Genomic DNA, 17297 nt, shown 5'->3' with positions numbered 1-17297 from the left:
TCTCGCGAACTCCTCGCTCCGGGCCGGCTCACCTCGCCCGCGGCGTGTTAACGCTGGAAGAACTTCGTAATAAAAACGATTGACCGACCTCTTGTCCGCTTTGTGAGGGCGCTGCTACATTCCCAGTCAATCGTTTGACCAACCGAGGGGGAACACCGGGGATGGCTGTCACGATCGACCTGGCGGGGCGCACGGCGCTCGTCACCGGAGCGGCGGGAGGGCTCGGCGTCGCGTGCGCCCGGGCACTGGCCGCCGCCGGTGCCGACCTCGTCGTCTCCGACCTGGAGGGACCGCGGCTCACCGAGGTCGCGACCGCTCTGGGGGCGCGCGACCGGGCCGCCGACCTCGCCGACCCGGAGCAGGCGCACGCCCTGGCCGAGGGGATCGGCCGCATCGACATCCTGGTGAACTGCGCCGGCATCATGCGCACCACGCCGTTGCTGGAGGTCAGCACGGAGGAGTGGCGCCGCATCGTCGACGTCAACCTCAACGGCGCCTTCTGGATCACCCAGGCGGTCGGCCGCCGCATGGTCGAGCAGGGCGGCGGATCGATCGTGACCCTCGCCTCCGTCGCGGCCCGGTCCGGGCGGCCCAACGCCGCGCACTACTCGGCGACCAAGACCGCGCTGCTCTCGCTGACGAAGTCGGCCGCCGAGGCGTTCGCCCCGGTCCGGGTCAACGCCGTCTGCCCGGGGGTCTTCCTCACCCCCATGTGGGATGAGATCATCGCCGACCGCGACGCCCGATTCGGCCCGGAGGCCGGGGCGAACTACCTCAAGGAGGTCAGCGACCGCTCCCCGCTCCGGCGCCCCGGCCGCCCCGAGGAGCTCGCCGCCGCCGTCCTCTTCCTCGCCAGCGATCTCGCCTCGTTCGTCACCGGTCAGGCGCTGAACGTCGACGGCGGACTGGAGATGAACTGACCATGCAGACCTTCAAACTGCTCCCCAGACTGTTCGGCGACGCCGGGATGGCCGGGATCTTCTCCGCGGAGAGCACCGTGCTCGCGTGGCTGCGGGTCGAGGCGGCGCTCGCCCGGGCCCAGGCCGAGGCGGGGCTGATCGACGAGAGCGACGCCGAGGCCATCGCCGCGGCGTGCGTGCCCGCCAACGTCGACCTCGACCGCCTCTGGCGGGAGGCCGTGAACGTGGGCTACCCCATCCTCCCGCTGGTGCGCATGATCGCCGCCGCGCTGCCCGAGGGGCCCAACGGCCGCGTCCACTACGGCGCGACCACGCAGGACATCATGGACAGCGGCCTGTCCCTGCAGATGAGAGAGGCGCTGGAGCGCCTGGTCGCGCTGCTGGAGTCCTTCGGCGACGCCCTCGCCCGCCTGGTCGAGGAGCACGCGGGCACCGTCGTGGCCGCGCGGACCCACGCCCAGCAGGCCGTCCCCACCACGTTCGGCGCGAAGCTGGCGGTGCTGCTGGCGGAGGTCACCCGTCAGCGCCGGCGGCTGCGCGCCGCCCTGCGGCGGGTCCCGGCCGTCTCCCTCTTCGGCGCCGGGGGCACCTCCGCCGCCATGGGCGAGCAGGCCGCCGTGGTCAGGAAGGGTGTCGCGGCCCGGCTCGGGCTCGTCCAGACCGACGTGCCCTGGCACGTGGCCAGGGACGGGGTCGCCGAGTTCGGCGTCGTCTGCGCGAGCGTCACGGCGACCGCGGCCAGGTTCGCCCGCGAGATCGTGGACCTGTCCCGGACCGAGGTCGGCGAGGTCCGCGAGGCCGGCGGCCACCACCGCGGCGCGTCCTCCACGATGCCGCAGAAGGCCAACCCGATCGGCTGCGAGGCGATCATCGGCATGTCCGGCACGGCGGGCGCCCTCAGCTCGGCGGTGTTCCGGGCGATGGAGGCCGGCCACGAGCGGGCCGCGGGCGAGTGGCAGGTGGAGTGGTACGTGGTGCCGCAGCTGGCCGAGCTCGCCGCGGGCGCCCTGGTCACCGCCGCCGAGGTCGCCGCGGGGCTGCAGGTCTTCCCCGAGGCGATGCGCGGCAACCTCGACGCCGAGGGCGGCCTGATCATGGCGGAGGCGTACATGATGCGCCTGGCCCCCGCGCTGGGCCGCGAGCAGGCGCACGACCTCGTCTACCGGGCCGCGCACCGCGCGCGGGCGGACCGCCGCGCGCTCGCCGACACCCTGCGGGAGGTGGCCGGGCCCGACGACCTCGCGAGCCTCGGACCGCTCCCGATGCCCCCCGAGTCCTACATCGGCGACGCCGAGACGATCTGTGCCGTCGCGCTCGCGGCGTGGCGGACCGAGGAGACCGACAATGAGTGAGCGACGGCTCGCGGACCTGCTGGCCATGTGGCGCATCCGCGCCTTCGAGGAGAAAGTACGCGAGCTGCGCCTCGCGGGGCCGATCGTCGGCTCGGTCCACCTGTGCATCGGGCAGGAGGCCATACCGGTCGGTGCCTGCGACGCGCTGGAGCCCCAGGACGCGCTGTTCGCGACGTACCGGGGCCACGGCTGGGCGCTCGCCAGGGGCGTGCCCGCCGAGCCGCTCTTCGCCGAGCTGCTGGGCCGCGCCACCGGCGTCAACGGCGGCCGCGGCGGCTCGGCCTACTTCACCGCCGCCGAGTACGGCTTCCACGGGGAGAACTCCATCGTGGGCGCCGGCGCCCCGATCGCGTGCGGCGCGGCGCTCGCCGGCCGCTTCGACGGGTCCGACCGGGTGGCGGTGACCGTCTTCGGCGACGGCGCGATGAACCAGGGCGCGGTCCACGAGGCGATGAACTTCGCCGCGGCCTTCGACCTGCCCGTGGTCTTCGTGTGCGAGAACAACCGCTACTCGGAGCTGACCCCGATCGCCGACATGGTCCGGGGCCCGCGCCTGGCCGACCGGGCCGCCGCCTACGGCATGCCCGGCTACCGCATCGACGGCAACGACGCCGAGTCGGTCCGCTTCCACGTGCGCGACGCGGTGGAGGTCGCCCGCGAGGGCGGCGGGCCGACGCTGCTGGAGTGCATGACGGAGCGCATCGTCGGCCACTACATCGGCGACGCCGAGGCCTACCGGCAGCCGGGTGAGATGGACCGGATCCTGCGCCGGGAGCCGATCGCGCGCCTGCGCGAGGGCCTGCTCGCCGACGGCGTCCCGGCCACCGAGATCGACGCGGTGGAGGCCCGGGCCAGGGCCGAGACCGAGGCCGCCGCCGCGGCCGCGCTGGCCGCCCCGCCCGCCGACCCCGCGACCGCCCTGGAGCACCTGTATGCCTGAGACCATCCGCAAGCTGTCGTACGGTGAGGCCGTCAACGCGGCCCTGCACCGCCTGATGGAGGAACTGCCGGAGACTCTCGTCTACGGCGAGGACGTGGGCGTGCCCGGCGGTGTCTTCGGCGTCACCCGGGGCCTGCGCAAGCAGTACGGCGAGCGCGTGTTCGACACCCCGATCAGCGAGGCGGCGATCCTCGGCAGCGCCGTGGGCGCCGCCATGATGGGCCGCCGCCCGGTCGTCGAGATCATGTGGGCCGACTTCTCGCTCGTCGCGCTCGACCAGATCGTGAACCAGGCGGCCAACGTCCGCTACGTCTCCGGCGGCCGGCTCGCCGCGCCGCTGACCATCCGCACCCAGCAGGGCAACGCGCCGGGCGCGTGCGCGCAGCACTCCCAGTGCCTGGAGGCGCTCTTCCTGCACGTCCCCGGGTTGCGGGTGTGCATGCCGTCCACCCCGCAGGACGCCCACGACCTGCTGATCACGGCGGTGCACGGCGACGACCCGGTCCTGGTGGTGGAGAACCGGACGCTCTACTTCGGTGCCAAGGAAGAGGTGAGCGTCGGAGGTCCGGTCCGGCCGATGGGCGGCTCGCGGGTCCGCCACGAGGGCTCCGACGCCACGGTGGTCACCTGGGGCGCGATGACCTGGCGGGCGGTGGAGGCCGCCCAGGCCCTGGCCCTGGAGGGCATCGGGGTCGAGGTGATCGAGACGCCCTGGCTCAACCCGTTCGACACCGGTGCGGTCGTGGAGAGCGTCCGCCGCACGGGCCGGCTCGCGGTGGTCCACGAGGCCAACGTCACCGGCGGCTTCGGCGCCGAGGTCGTCGCCCGGGTGGCCGGCGCGGGGGTGCCGCTGCAGGCGCCGCCGATCCGCGTTGGCGCGCCCGACGTCCGGATGCCCGCCGCGCCGGTCCTGGCGCAGGCGCTCATCCCGGACGCCCATCGCATCGCGGGGGAGGTGCGAACGCTCGTCCGCGGCGCGCGCTAGCGGCACCGCGGCCGGGCAGCGTATGGATCACCACTCTTTAGTCAATCGTTTGACCATGTACCACCAGGAGAAACAATGAAGAAGGCAATCCTCGCGGTGGCTGCCCTCGCAGTCGGCGCGACCGCCTGTGGCGGCTCCTCCGGCACCGATGGCGCCGCGCAGGAGGGCGGCAAGAAGGAGTACACGATCGGTGTCTCCAACCTCGGGTTGAGCTTCCCCTTCCCCGCCGCGATCGGCAAGGGCATCAAGGACGAGGCCGCCAAGCTCGGCGTCAAGATCGTCGAGCTGGACGCGCAGGGCAAGGCCGACAAGCAGAGCAACGACATCCAGGACCTGATGGCCCAGCAGCCGGACGGCGTGCTGATGCTGCCGGTCGACTCCGGTGTCGCGCAGGGCCTCGCCGACAAGCTCAAGGCCGCGGGCATCCCCACCGTCGCGGTGGCCTCCCAGGTCGGCGACCCCAAGACCCGTCAGCTCAAGGACGTCTACCCCGGGCTGGTCGCCCTGGTCACCCAGGACGAGTACGCCGCCGGCGGCAAGGCCGGGGAGATCGCCGCCCAGGTCCTGCCCGGCGGCGGGAAGATCGCCATCGTGGAGGGCGCGGCCGGCTTCGCCGAGGTCGTCAACCGCTGGCAGGAGTTCCCCGTCTCGGCCGAGGCCAAGGGCGCGAAGTTCGAGGTCGTGGCCAGGCAGCCCGGCGACTGGGTGCAGGACAAGGCCCAGTCGGCGTGCCAGAACATGCTGGCCTCCAACCCGGACGTCCAGCTCTTCTACGCCCAGTCCGACGACATGGCCGTCGGCTGCGCCAAGGCGGTCAAGGCCGCCGGCTCCAAGGCCCAGATCGTCGGCATCGGCGGCAGCAAGCTCGGGGTCGACGCCGTCCAGGCGGGAGACGTGGCGGGCACCGTCTGCTACAAGCCCGAGGACCTCGGCAAGCTGGCCCTCACCACCCTCTACAAGCACCTGACCGGCGAGCAGAAGCAGGACGCCGCCTTCGTGACCTACGACACCCCGCCGATCACGAAGGACAACGTCGCCGAGTGCACCCCGCAATGGTGACCACCCCGCTGCTCTCCCTGGAAGGCGTCGGCAAGTCGTTCCCCAACGGCACCGTCGCCCTCCGGGGCGCGCGGCTGAACGTGCTGCCCGGCAGCGTCCACGGCCTGGTGGGCGCCAACGGCGCCGGGAAGTCCACGATGATCAAGGTCATCGCGGGGGCGCACGCGCCGACGGCCGGGACCGTGCGGTGGAAGGGCGAGCAGGTCGTCTGGCGCACCCCCGGGGCCGCCCGGGACGCGGGGGTGGCGACGATCATGCAGCACGTGCCGCTCGCGCCGACCCTCACCGTGCTGGAGAACGTCTTCCTCGGCTCCCGGGGCCCGTGGCGGCTGCCACGCGCCCGCCGCACGGAGTTCGCCCGGCTGCTGGAACGCGTCAACTACCACATCGACCCCGACGCCGAGGTGATGGACCTGGCGATCGGCGAGCGGCAGATGGTCGCCATCCTCCAGGCCCTCGCCACCGGCGCCGAACTCGTCGTGATGGACGAGCCGACCGCCTCCCTCGCCGAGGGGGAGCGCCGGGTCGTCTTCGACGTGGTCAAGCGGCTCAGCGCGCAGGGCACCGCGTTCCTGTACGTCTCGCACTTCCTCGACGAGGTGCTCGCCCTCACCGACCGGGTGACCGTCCTGCGTGACGGCACGGTCGTCGAGGAGGGCGAGACCGCCTCCTACGACGAGGACCGCCTCATCCAGGCGATCGTCGGCCGGGACCTGCTCGCCGTGGAGCGCCGGGCGGCCCCGCCGGCCGAGGCCACCGGCCCGGTGCTGCTCACCGTGCGGGACCTCTGCTCCCCGGCGGGCGTGCGGGACGTCTCCTTCGAGGTGCGCGCCGGAGAGGTCGTCGGCTTCGCCGGCCTGCTCGGCTCCGGGCGCTCGGAGATCCTGCACGCGGTCTACGGCGCCGACGCCCGCGCCCGCGGCGAGGTGCTGGTCGACGGCGCGGCGGTGCGGCGCACCCCCCGCGCCGCGGTCGCCGCCGGCATGGCCCTGGTCCCCGAGGACCGCAACGCCCAGGGCATCGTCGGCACCTTCCCCATCTGGAAGAACATCTCCCTGCCCGACCTGCCGTCCCTGGCCTCCGGCCGGGCCCTGCCCAGGGAGCGGGCCGAGACCGAGCGCGCCGAGCGGGTCATCGACGACCTCGGCATCGTCTGCCCCGGCCCCGAGGCCATGGTCACCGAGCTGTCCGGTGGCAACGCGCAGAAGGTCGTCTTCGGCAAGTGGCTGCACGGCGGGACCCGGGTCTTCATGCTCGACGAGCCCACGGCCGGGGTCGACGTCGGGGCCAAGGCCGACATCCTCGAACTCGTCCGCAGGTTCGCCGCCCAGGGCGGCGCCGTGCTCGTGGTGAGCAGCGAGTTCGAGGAGATCCTCGCGGTGGCGACCCGCGTGTTCGTCGTCCGCGAGGGCCGGATCGTCGCGGAGCGACCGGCGCACGAGACATCCGAGGAGGAACTGCTGATGCTGGCCAACGGATTCGGCGAAGGAGGTGCGCAGGGTGCCGCCTGAGACCCCGACCACCGGTGCCCCGGCCCCCGGGGCCCCCGCGGGCGCCCCGGCCGGGCGGCGCTCGCGGCTGACCGCCGCGCTGCGGCCCGGCAACGCGGGCGTGGTCTACGCCCTGGTGCTGATCGTCGCCGTGCTGACGCTGCTCTCGGCCCAGCTGGGCCGGCCGAGCTACCTGTCCGCGACCAACATCACCAACATCCTCGACCAGTCGTCGCTGGTGGCCATCCTCGCCGTGTTCACCACGGTGGTGCTGATCAGCGGGAACTTCGACCTGTCCGTCGCCTCCGTCGCGGCCTTCTCGGCCGCCACCGTCCTCAGCCTGGTCAGCGCGCTCGGGCTGCCCCTGGCCATGGCGATCGCACTGGGCGCCGGACTGGTGTGCGGCGTGGTCAACGGCGTGATCGTCCAGCGGGTCGGCATCAACGCGTTCATCGTCACACTGGGAACCATGACGGCCGTGCGCGGCCTGGTGCTCATCGTCACCGACGGCCGCACGATCACCGCCAAGGACCCCGAGGCCCAGCAGGCGCTGATCGCGCTGCAGGCGGGCTACTGGACGATCCCGCACATCCTGGCGGTCGCCGGCGTGGTCGCCCTGATCGTCGGCGGCGTGCTCGCCCTGCTGGCCCGCCGCTCGGGCGGCAGCCCGGTACGCGGCGCCGTCGTCGCGGCGGCCGGCGTGGTCCTGGTCGCGCTCAGCCCCGTGCTCGGCTTCGAGCTGCGGCTGAGCAAGCCCACCTACTACCTGCTGGCGATCGTCACGATCACCTGGGCCGTGCTGCGCTACACCGTGATCGGCCGCCGCCTGTACGCGGTCGGCAGCAACGCGGAGGCCGCCCGGCTGTCCGGCATCAACGTCGACCGCTACAAGATCGGCGCGTTCGTGCTCAACGGCCTCGGCTCCGGCTTCGTCGGCGTGCTGTTCGCCGCCAAGCTGCTCGCCATCAACCCGACCGGCCTGCAGGGCACCGAGCTCACCGTGCTCGCCGCCGCCATCCTCGGCGGCACCTCCCTCTTCGGCGGCCTCGGCAGCGTGCTGAAGTCCGTCGTCGGCGCGCTGATCCTGTTCACCCTGGACAACGGGTTCAACGTGCTCAACCTGGGCGCCAACTACCAGGGCGTGATCGTCGGCACCGTCGTCATCGTGGCCGCCGCCATCTACACCATCGCCGGCCGGCAACGGCAGGTCCGCAGGGTACGGGAGTCACAGGCCCAGCCGGAGCGGACGGCCCCGGAACCGGCGAAGACCCAACGACAGGGAGCACTGCGATGAGAGGCGTCTGGCACTTCTCCTTCACCGTCGCCGACCTCGACAGGTCCGTCGCCTTCTACCGGGACCTGCTCGGCTTCACGCTCGTGCACCGGCAGGACCAGGACAACGACTACACCCGCAGGCTCGTCGGCTACCCCGACGCCGTCCTGCGCATCGCGCAGCTCGCCGTACCCGGCCAGCCGCGCGGGGTCTCCACCCACGACCTGGAGCTCGTCGAGTACGTCAGCCCGCGCGGCGCGGCCCGCGACCCCGCCCGGCACCTGCCGGGCGCCGCCCACATGGCGCTCACCGTCGAGGACGCACGCGCCGAGCACGCGCGGCTCTCGGCCGCCGGGGTGCGCTTCGTCTCACCGCCCAACGAGATCACCGCGGGGGTGAACGCGGGCGGGTTCGCCTGCTACTTCCTCGACCCCGACGAGATCACCCTGGAGCTCGTCCAGCCGCCGTCCCGCTGACCCGCCCGGCCCCGCTCCACCGGGGCCGGGCGGCGTTGACACCCCCGCGGGGGCGCCCTAGTTTGTGCACGCTCAAACGATTGATCGACAAGGGAGGCGCGGATGGCCGTCATCGATGCCCACCAGCACTTCTGGAACCTCGAGACGGGTTCCTACCCCTGGCTGACGCCGGCGGCGGGGCCGATCCACCGCACCTTCGAGCCGGAGGAGCTCCTCCCGCAGCTCGCCGCGGCCGGAGTCGAGCGGACCGTGCTGGTCCAGGCCGCCGACTCCTACGCCGACACCGACGCGATGCTGGCGCAGGCCGACGCCCACGACTTCATCGCCGCCGTGGTCGGCTGGGTGCCGCTGAACCGGCCCGACGAGGCGGCCGAAGCCCTGGAGCGCTACCGCCGGCACCCCCGGTTCGCCGGGGTCAGGCACCTCATCCACGACGACCCCGACCCCGACTGGGTGATCCAGGATTCGGTGATCGAGGGCCTGGGCCTGCTCGCCGAGGCGGGGCTGCCCTTCGACGTGGTCGCGGTGCTGCCCCGGCACCTGGAGCACGTGCCCGTCCTCGCCGAGCGCGTGCCCGGCCTGCGACTGGTCATCGACCACCTGGCCAAGCCCCCGATCAAGGACAAGGGCTGGGAGCCGTGGGCGTCGCTGATCGCCCGCGCCGCCGAGCACCCCAACGTCCACGCCAAGGTCTCCGGCCTCAACACCGCCGCCGACCCCGTCACCTGGACCGCCGACGACCTGCGCCCGTACGTCGACCACGCGCTGGAGGTCTTCGGCCCCGACCGGCTGATGTTCGGCAGCGACTGGCCGGTGGCGATCCTCGCGGGAGACTACGCCAAGGTGTGGAAGGAGACCGGCGCGCTGCTCGCGGGCCTCACCGAGGCCGACCGGGCCGCCGTCCTCGGCGGCACCGCCGCCCGCTTCTACGGGATCGAGGTCTGACCCATGCTCGACCTGCTCGCTCCCATCGCGGCCGCCGCCGACCTGACCATCCCCGCGGAGCACCGGCTCCCGATCGCGGTGGTCGGGGCGGGCGCCATCGTCGACGTCGCGCACCTGCCCGCCTACCGCGCCGCCGGGCTGGAGGTCGCCGGACTGTACGACCTCGACGAGGGGCGGGCACGCGAGGTGGCCGCCCGGCACGGCGCCGGGAAGGTCTACGGCTCCCTCGACGAGCTGCTCGCCGACGACCGGGTCGCCGTGGTCGACATCGCCGTCGCGCCGCGGGCGCAGCCCGGCATCGCGCGGGCCGCCCTGGAGACCGGCAAGCACGTGCTCTGCCAGAAGCCCTTCGCCCCCGACGTCGCGACCGGGCGCGAGCTCGTCGACCTGGCCGCCGCCCGCGGGCTGAAGGTCGCCGTCAACCAGCAGCTCCGCTTCGACGAGGGCATCGCCGCCGCGCGCGCCATGGTCCGGGCGGGCTGGATCGGCGAGCCGACGGCGATGACGTTCACCGTGAACATCGCCACCGACTGGAGCGCCTGGGACTGGCTGGTCTCCACCGACCGGCTGGAGATCGTCTACCACTCGATCCACTACCTGGACGCGATCCGGTCGATCCTCGGCGACCCGGTGACCGTCTTCTGCACCGGCAGCCGCACCCCGGGCCAGCTCCCCAAGGGCGAGACCCGCACCATGAGCACCCTGGTCTACCCGGGAGACGTGCGGGCGCTGGTCCACGTGACGCACGAGAACCGCACCGGCGACTACGAGGCCGCCTTCCGCATCGACGGGACGGAGGGAGCCGTCAAGGGCACCCTCGGCCTGCTGTACGACTACCCGCACGGCCGCCCCGACACGCTCCAGGTCAACAGCCGCACCCTGCCGACCGACGGCTGGCTGCCGTACCCGGTGACCACCCGCTGGCTGCCCGACGCGGTCGCCGGCCCCATGGGGTCCCTGCTCGCGGCGGTCGCCGAGGGCGGCGAGCCGGAGACGTCCGGTGCCGACAACCTCGGCACCCTCGCCCTGCTCCACGCTCTCTACCGTTCCATGGAGACCGGGGAGAGCTCGCGGCTGGAGGCGGGATGACGCGGCAGGTGGTCGGCGGCGGGGTGAAACCCGGCGGCGGGGGCGGGTCCGGCGGTGGGAGCGGGGGCAAACCCGGCGGCGGGTCCGGGGCGGGGAGCGGGGGCAAGCCCGTCCGCGTCACCCTGGCCCACGTCGCGGCGGTGGCCAAGGTCGACCGGGCCGTGGTGTCACGCGTCGTCAACAACGACCCCTCCCTGAACATCCGGCCCGAGACCAGGGAACGCGTCCTCGCCGCGGTCGCCGCCCTCGGATACCGGCCCAACGTGGCGGCGCGCAGCCTGCGCACCGCCCGCGCCCACATGTTCGGCCTGTTCATCCCCGACTTCGCCAACCCCGTCTACGCGGAGATCATCAAGGGGGCCGAGGCCGCCGCCGCGGCGCTGGGCTACGTGCTCGTCACCGGCAGCGCCACCGGGGCCGGTCTCGGCGGCTACATGGACCTGCTGGGACAGGGGCGCATCGACGGCCTCCTGCTGGCCGGGGCCGAGGACGAGGCCGGGCTGATCGAGCAGCTCGGCCGGGCCACCGTGCCGTGGATCCTGCTCAACCGCAGGAGCCCCGCGGCCAAGCGCTACGTGATCCTCGACGACGAACGGGCGGCCAGGCTCGCCGTCGAGCACCTGGTGGGGCTCGGCCACCGCCGCATCGCCCACCTCGCCGGGCCCGTCGGCGCCGACACGGCGCTGCGCCGTTCGGCGGGATACTCCGCGGCGATGCGCGACGCGGGCCTGCCCGCGGGCCCGGTCGTCGCGGCCGGCTACACCCCCGCGGGCGGCGCCGCCGCCATGGCCGCCCTGCTCGCCGCCCCCGAACCCCCCACCGCGGTCTTCGTCGCCAACGTCGCCTCCGCCATCGGCGCGATGGAGGCGGTCCGGGCGGCCGGGCTGGAGATCCCCCGCCAGGTCTCCATGGTCGCCGTGCACGACCTCGACCTCGCCAGCTACCTGGCCCCGCCCCTCACCACGGTCCGGATGCCCCTCGAGGAGCTCGGCAGGAGGGGAGTGGCCCTGCTCGGAAGCCTCAAACCCGATGAGAGCGTCGAGGAGGTCCTGGACGGCCCCATCGAACTGATCGTCCGCCGGTCCACCGCCCCGCCGGAGTGACGGCGGGAAGACCCTCTTCCTCCTCGTCGGCCCGTTCGCGTGGGGCCGTCACCGGCGGAGCGCGCCGGGACCGTGAGACGGGCCGGACCGGGAGGCGCTACCGTGCAGGGGTGGACAGGACCTTCACCGTCGAGGAGGCGCGGGCGCTCATGCCCGAGCTGCTGGAGCGGGCCGACGCCTTCGTGCGGATGCGCGGCGAGCTGGCCGAGCTCGCCCACGAGCTGCGCACCGGCGGGACGTCGGAGGCCGGCGGACTGCCCGAGGTGAAGGCGTACGAGGCCAGGCTGGACGAGATCCTCGGCTGGTTCGAGGGGCAGGGCATCGAGGTCAAGGGCGTCGCGCCCCTGCTGCTCGACTTCCCCTCGACGCTCGGCGGAGTGCCGGTGCGGCTGTGCTGGCTGGAGGGCGACCGCGACCTGGCGTGGTACCACCGCGACGAGCTCGGCTTCGCCGGCCGCCGGCCCCTGCCCTGAGCGCGTGGTCCCCGGCCCGGTCCGCTCCGCGGAGGGCGAGGGGCGGAGGCGCCGCCCGGACGGGGCGGCGAGCCGGACACCGCGCGGTTCTGCGGGGCGGGAGAGAAGGCGCTCGCCGTGACTCCGACCGGAGCGCGGCGCCCCGGAGCGGGGGCGGACGCCGAGGTCATCGGCCGGGGGTCTCCGCCTGCGGCTGGAACCGGTAGCCCATGCCCGGTTCGGTGAGCAGATGGACCGGGTGGGCGGGGTCGGGCTCCAGCTTCCTGCGGAGCTGGACCATGTACTGGCGCAGGTAGTGGGTCTCCTTGAGGTAGCCGTCGCCCCAGACCTTGGCCAGCAGATACCGCTGGGTGATGAGTTTGCCGGGGTTGCGCAGCAGGATCTCCAGCAGGTGCCACTCGGTGGGGGTCAGCCGCGTCCCGTCGGACACGGTCTTGCCGGCGAGGTCGATCACGAGGTCGCCGATCTCGACCCGGGCGGGCTCGGCCTCCGGGGGCGCGGTGCGTCGGGTGACGGCGCGGATGCGGGCGAGCAACTCGTCGATGCCGAAGGGTTTGGTGACGTAGTCGTCGGCGCCCGCGTCCAGGGCGTCGACCTTGTCGGCGCTGCCGGCCCGGCCGGACAGCACGATGATCGGGACGCCGGTCCAGCCGCGCAGGCCGTGAATGACGTCCACCCCGTCGATGTCGGGCAGGCCCAGGTCGAGGACGACCAGGTCGGGGTGCCAGTCGGCGGCCTGCCGGAGCGCCGAGCTCCCGTCGGCGGCGACCGCCACCTCGTAGTGCCGGGCGACCAGGTTGATCCGCAACGCGCGGATAAGCTGGGGTTCGTCGTCGACGACGAGGATGCGTGTCATATGTGCTCCTCTGCCGGTACGGCCTGCGCGCCTGCGCCGATGGGAAAAGCGAGGATCATGGTGAGGCCGCCGCCGGGCGTCTCGTCGGGAACGAGGGTGCCTCCCATGGTCTCGGCCAGCCCGCGTGACAGCGCCAGACCGAGGCCGACCCCGGTGTGGTTGTCGCGATCGCCCAGCCGCTGGAAGGGCAGGAAGACGCGCTCGTGGTCGGCCACCGGGATCCCCGGGCCGCGGTCGACGACCCGGATCTCGACGCGCTCGCGGTGACGGCTCGCGGTGACCAGGACCTTCTCACCCGGAGGGCTGTAGCGGACGGCGTTGGCCATCAGGTTGACCAGGATCCGCTCCAGCAGCGCCGGATCGGCGACGATCTCGGGCAGCTCGACGGGGACGTCGCTCTCGACGCGGTCACGCAGCGGGCCCAGATCGTCGATCGCACGTGGCACGATCTCCTCCAGCGCCACCGGGTGCGTGCTGAGGCCGAGGACGCCCGCCTGCAGGCGGCTCATGTCCAGGAGGTTGGCGACCAGCCGGTCCAGCTTGGTCAGCGACTCGTCGGCGGTGGCCAGCAGCTCCTCCCGGTCCTCGGGCGACCACTGGACCTCGGTGGTGCGCAGGCTCTCGACGGCGGCCTTGGCGGAGGCGAGCGGAGTGCGCAGGTCGTGGCTGACCGCGGTGAGCAGCGCGGTGCGCATCCTGTCGGCCTCGGCCAGCGGCTTGGCCCGCTCGGCCTGCTCGTACAGGCGTTCCTGCCGCAGCGCCACGGCGATCTCGGCGGCGAACGCCTCCAGCACCCGCCGGTCGCTCGCGTCGAGCAGCCGTCCCCGCGCGGCGAGCGTCAGACGGTCGTCGATCGTGACATCGACGTCGGCCGAGGCCGGGCAGGCACACGGCGCCCCGCCCGCCGTGGCGACGATACGCCAGGCCTCGGGCTCGGACTGGTCACCGGGGCTCGGCGCGATCCCGGGACGCCGCTCCAGCAGGGTGGCCGAGCTCAGGGCGAAGGCCTCGCGCATGCGGGCGAGCAGGGACGGCACCGCCGCCTCACCACGGAGCACGTGGCCGGCCAGCGTGGACAGCAGCTCCGCGTCCGCGCCGGCACGGGCGGCCTCCCTGGCCCGGCGGGCCGCCAGGTCGACGATCGCGCTGACCGCGACCGCGACCAGGACGAAGACGACGAGCGCGAGCAGCACCTGGGGATCGGAGATGAACAGGGTGCGGTAGGGATGGGTGAAGAAGAAGTTGAGCAGAAGGAAACCACCGACCGCCGCGGTGACCGCGGGCCACATGCCGCCGACGAGGGCGACGCCGACCACCCAGGCGAGAAGGAGCAGGATCTCGCTGGGCAGGGTCAGCGTGGTGCGCACGCCGTACAGCGCCGCGGTGAGGGCGGCCAGTCCCGGCACGGCCAGGGCCCATCCGGTCAGGCGGCGGCGCCGGGTGAGCGCGGCCCGCGACCGCGGGGGGCGGCGGCCCTTTCCGGCTTTCTCGTGGGTGACCAGGTGGACGTCGATGGAGCCGGACAGGGCCGTGGTCTCGATGCCCACGCCGGGGGAGAACAGCTGGGCGAACCGGCCGCGCCGGGACGCGCCGAGCACCAGCTGGGTGGCGTTGACGCCGCGGGCGAAGTCGAGCAGCGCCCGCGGGACGTCGTCGCCGACGACCTGGTGGTAGGTGCCGCCCATGCTCTCGACCAGCACCCGCTGGCGGGTCAGGTGGGCCGGGTCCGCCCCGGTGAGGCCGTCGGCCCTGGTGACGTGCACCGCCAGCAGGTCGGCGCCCTTGGTCCGGGCCGCGACGCGGGCGGCCCGCCGCAGCAGGGTGTCGCCCTCCGGGCCGCCGGTCAGCGCCACCACCACGCGCTCGCGCGCCTCCCAGGTGCCGGCGATGCCGTGCTCGGCCCGGTAGCGCTCCAGCTGCTCGTCGACCTTGCCGGCGACCCACCACAGCGCCAGCTCGCGCAGCGCGGTCAGGTTGCCGACCCGGAAGTAGTTCGACAGCGCCGCGTCGACCCTCTCCGGCGGGTAGACGTTGCCGTGGGCCATCCTCCGGCGCAGCGCCTCGGGCGACATGTCGACCAGCTCCACCTGGTCGGCGCGGCGGACCACCTCGTCCGGCACGGTCTCCCGCTGTGGGACGCCGGTGATCTGCCGGATGACGTCGTTGACCGACTCCAGGTGCTGGATGTTGACGGTCGAGACGACGTCGATGCCCGCGTCGAGGATCTCCTCGACGTCCTGCCAGCGCTTGGCGTTCTTCGAGCCGGGCACGTTGGTGTGCGCCAGCTCGTCGATCAGCGTGGTCCGGGGCCGGCGGGCGATGACCGCGTCGGCATCGAGCTCGGTGAAGGCGGTACCCCGGTGGACCAGGGTCCTGCGGGGGACGATCTCCATGCCCTCCAGCAGCTCGGCGGTGCGGGCGCGGCCGTGGGTCTCGACGAAGCCCACGACCACGTCCCGGCCGCGCTCCAGGGCCCGGCGCCCCTCGCCGAGCATCGCGAAGGTCTTGCCGACGCCGGGGGCCGCACCCAGGTAGATGCGCAGCTTCCCGCGTGGCACGTCGATCACCGCTCCCCGTCGAGCGCCAGGTTGAGTTCCAGTACGTTGACGGCCGGCTCCCCCATGAAGCCCAGGCTACGACCGGTGGTGTGCCGCGCGATCAGCGCCTTGACCGCGGCCGGGGCAAGGCCACGCTCCCTGGCCACGCGGGGCGCCTGGAGCTCGGCGTAGGCGACCGAGACGTGCGGGTCCAGGCCGGAGCCGCCGGCGGTGACCGCGTCGGCGGGCACCACGGCCTTCGCGTCGCCCCGGATCGGGACGGTCCGGCCGGCCGAGTAGTCCGCGCCGGGTCTGCCGCACTCGACCTTGACGCCCCGGTAGACGGTGACGAAAGGGGTGGCGGGGCAGGACTGGTTGACGCTGACCGCCCTGGCCGGCGTACCGGCGGCAGGGAAGATCTTCAGCACCGCGCCGACGCCGTCCGGCGTGCAGTACGGCCGGGCACCGGAGACACCTTCCAGTTCGCCGACCGCCTTGGAGCGGGCGCAGACCAGGGTGAGCAGCGACTTCCTGCCCTCGTCCGCGGCACCGGGCACCGGCAGGGTGTCCACGACGTCCTCCGGCCCCAGGTTGCTCGCGGAGGTGGACAATGTGTCGTAGCCGTCACCGGCAGCCGACGGGCGGCTCTGGAAGTACTTCCTGACCGGGTTGCCGTCGGCGTCGGTGAAGGACTGGCCGATGAGGGCGCTGCCCACGGTCTTGCCGTCCTTCCGGACGAGGGAGCCGCCGGCCTTGCCGCTGAACAGGGTCTGGGCCACCCCGGTGACGGCGAGCGGGTAGATCACCCCGGTGAGCAACGTCAGGGCGAGGACCGCGCGGACGGCGGCGATGTGCTGTCGTAGCCAGCTGGGCAGGTGGTTCATCTAGGACATCCCCGGAAGGAACTGGATCAGTAGATCGATGAGCTTGATGCCGATGAAGGGCGCGACGACACCACCCAGGCCGTAGACGTAGAGGTTGCGGGAGAGCAGCGCCGAGGCGCTGTTCGGGCGGTAGCGCACCCCCCTGAGCGCCAGCGGGACCAAGGCGATGATCACCAGGGCGTTGAAGACGACCGCGGACAGGATCGCCGACTGAGGGCTGGCCAGGCGCATGACGTTGAGCGTGTCCAGGCCCGGGTAGACCGCGGCGAACATCGCCGGAACGATCGCGAAGTACTTGGCGATGTCGTTGGCGATGGAGAAGGTGGTCAGCGCGCCACGGGTGATGAGCAGTTGCTTGCCGATCTCCACGATCTCGATGAGCTTGGTCGGATTGGAGTCGAGGTCGACCATGTTGCCGGCCTCCTTGGCGGCCGAGGTGCCGGTGTTCATCGCCACCCCGACGTCGGCCTGGGCGAGCGCGGGCGCGTCGTTGGTGCCGTCGCCGGTCATGGCGACCAGGCGCCCGCCCTCCTGCTCCCGCTTGATCAGGGCGAGCTTGTCCTCGGGGGTGGCCTCGGCCAGGAAGTCGTCCACGCCCGCCTCGTCGGCGATGGCCCTGGCGGTCAACGGGTTGTCACCGGTGATCATGACGGTGCGGATGCCCATCCGGCGCATCTCGTCGAAGCGCTCGCGCATGCCCTGCTTGACCACGTCCTTGAGGTGGACGACGCCCAGCACGCGGCCCTTCTCGGCGACCACCAGGGGTGTGCCGCCGCTGGCGGAGATGCCGTCGACCAGGTGGCCGACCTCGTCGGTGGGGTGGCCGCCGTTGTCGCGCACCCATTTCATGACGGCCGTGGCGGCGCCCTTGCGGATCTGGCGGCCGTCCCCGCCGGATGCGCCCGGGTCCGGCGC

16 protein-coding genes are annotated in these 17297 nt (G+C 73.2%); 12 read left to right on the top strand and 4 right to left on the bottom strand.

Features of this window, described 5'->3' with window-relative positions; translation table 11 throughout:
- Positions 1–161 precede the first annotated feature (161 nt).
- From ABD841_RS17060 to ABD841_RS17005, 12 genes are all read left to right on the top strand, one after another.
- On the top strand, positions 162–920 hold the full coding sequence (locus ABD841_RS17060; RefSeq protein ID WP_344972509.1) for an SDR family NAD(P)-dependent oxidoreductase: 759 nt from the start codon (positions 162–164) through the stop codon (positions 918–920).
- Between the two features lie 2 nt (positions 921–922).
- A complete protein-coding gene (locus ABD841_RS17055; protein ID WP_344972507.1) occupies positions 923–2272 on the top strand; it encodes a class-II fumarase/aspartase family protein in 1350 nt (449 codons plus the stop codon).
- Complete coding sequence (locus tag ABD841_RS17050; protein ID WP_344972505.1) at positions 2265–3212, top strand: thiamine pyrophosphate-dependent dehydrogenase E1 component subunit alpha; 948 nt, start codon at positions 2265–2267, stop codon at positions 3210–3212. The genes ABD841_RS17055 and ABD841_RS17050 overlap by 8 nt, the downstream gene beginning before the upstream one ends.
- Entirely contained in the window at positions 3205–4197 is a 993-nt protein-coding gene (locus ABD841_RS17045) for an alpha-ketoacid dehydrogenase subunit beta (protein WP_344972503.1), read from the top strand. Before ABD841_RS17050 ends, ABD841_RS17045 begins: the two co-directional genes overlap by 8 nt.
- A gap of 75 nt (positions 4198–4272) precedes the next feature.
- On the top strand, positions 4273–5256 hold the full coding sequence (locus ABD841_RS17040; protein WP_344972501.1) for a sugar ABC transporter substrate-binding protein: 984 nt from the start codon (positions 4273–4275) through the stop codon (positions 5254–5256).
- Positions 5238–6767 (top strand): sugar ABC transporter ATP-binding protein, encoded by a 1530-nt coding sequence (locus ABD841_RS17035; RefSeq protein WP_344972499.1) that lies wholly within the window; start codon positions 5238–5240, stop codon positions 6765–6767. Before ABD841_RS17040 ends, ABD841_RS17035 begins: the two co-directional genes overlap by 19 nt.
- A complete protein-coding gene (locus ABD841_RS17030) occupies positions 6757–8040 on the top strand; it encodes an ABC transporter permease (protein ID WP_344972497.1) in 1284 nt (427 codons plus the stop codon). Before ABD841_RS17035 ends, ABD841_RS17030 begins: the two co-directional genes overlap by 11 nt.
- A complete protein-coding gene (locus ABD841_RS17025) occupies positions 8037–8495 on the top strand; it encodes a VOC family protein (protein WP_344972495.1) in 459 nt (152 codons plus the stop codon). The genes ABD841_RS17030 and ABD841_RS17025 overlap by 4 nt, the downstream gene beginning before the upstream one ends.
- Before the next feature lie 102 nt (positions 8496–8597).
- Entirely contained in the window at positions 8598–9440 is an 843-nt protein-coding gene (locus ABD841_RS17020) for an amidohydrolase family protein (protein WP_344972493.1), read from the top strand.
- Between the two features lie 3 nt (positions 9441–9443).
- The gene (locus tag ABD841_RS17015) at positions 9444–10529 is read left to right on the top strand and encodes a Gfo/Idh/MocA family protein (protein WP_344972491.1); all 1086 of its coding nucleotides are present in this window, start codon (positions 9444–9446) and stop codon (positions 10527–10529) included.
- On the top strand, positions 10526–11632 hold the full coding sequence (locus tag ABD841_RS17010; RefSeq protein ID WP_344972489.1) for a LacI family DNA-binding transcriptional regulator: 1107 nt from the start codon (positions 10526–10528) through the stop codon (positions 11630–11632). The genes ABD841_RS17015 and ABD841_RS17010 overlap by 4 nt, the downstream gene beginning before the upstream one ends.
- 110 nt (positions 11633–11742) lie before the next feature.
- A complete protein-coding gene (locus ABD841_RS17005; RefSeq protein ID WP_344972487.1) occupies positions 11743–12105 on the top strand; it encodes a DUF2203 domain-containing protein in 363 nt (120 codons plus the stop codon).
- Positions 12106–12271: 166 nt separating this feature from the next.
- On the opposite strand, the gene ABD841_RS17000 is transcribed toward ABD841_RS17005, so the two are convergent.
- From ABD841_RS17000 to ABD841_RS16985, 4 genes are all read right to left on the bottom strand, one after another.
- Positions 12272–12961 carry a response regulator gene (locus ABD841_RS17000; RefSeq protein ID WP_344972485.1) on the bottom strand — a complete coding sequence of 230 codons (690 nt, stop codon included), beginning with the start codon at positions 12959–12961 and terminating at the stop codon, positions 12272–12274.
- Positions 12958–15519, bottom strand: a complete 2562-nt coding sequence (locus tag ABD841_RS16995; RefSeq protein WP_344972544.1) for a DUF4118 domain-containing protein — start codon at positions 15517–15519, stop codon at positions 12958–12960. The genes ABD841_RS17000 and ABD841_RS16995 overlap by 4 nt, the downstream gene beginning before the upstream one ends.
- 5 nt (positions 15520–15524) lie before the next feature.
- Entirely contained in the window at positions 15525–16382 is an 858-nt protein-coding gene (locus ABD841_RS16990; protein WP_344972483.1) for a potassium-transporting ATPase subunit C, read from the bottom strand.
- Positions 16383–17297 (bottom strand): HAD-IC family P-type ATPase (locus ABD841_RS16985; RefSeq protein WP_344972481.1); only part of this gene is annotated, 915 nt, incomplete at its 5' end.

This window comes from Streptosporangium fragile (genome assembly GCF_039534445.1).
GTDB lineage: Bacteria > Actinomycetota > Actinomycetes > Streptosporangiales > Streptosporangiaceae > Streptosporangium > Streptosporangium fragile.
The sequence above is the reverse complement of the archived record's forward strand: the minus strand, read 5'-3'. Positions and strand labels throughout refer to the sequence as shown.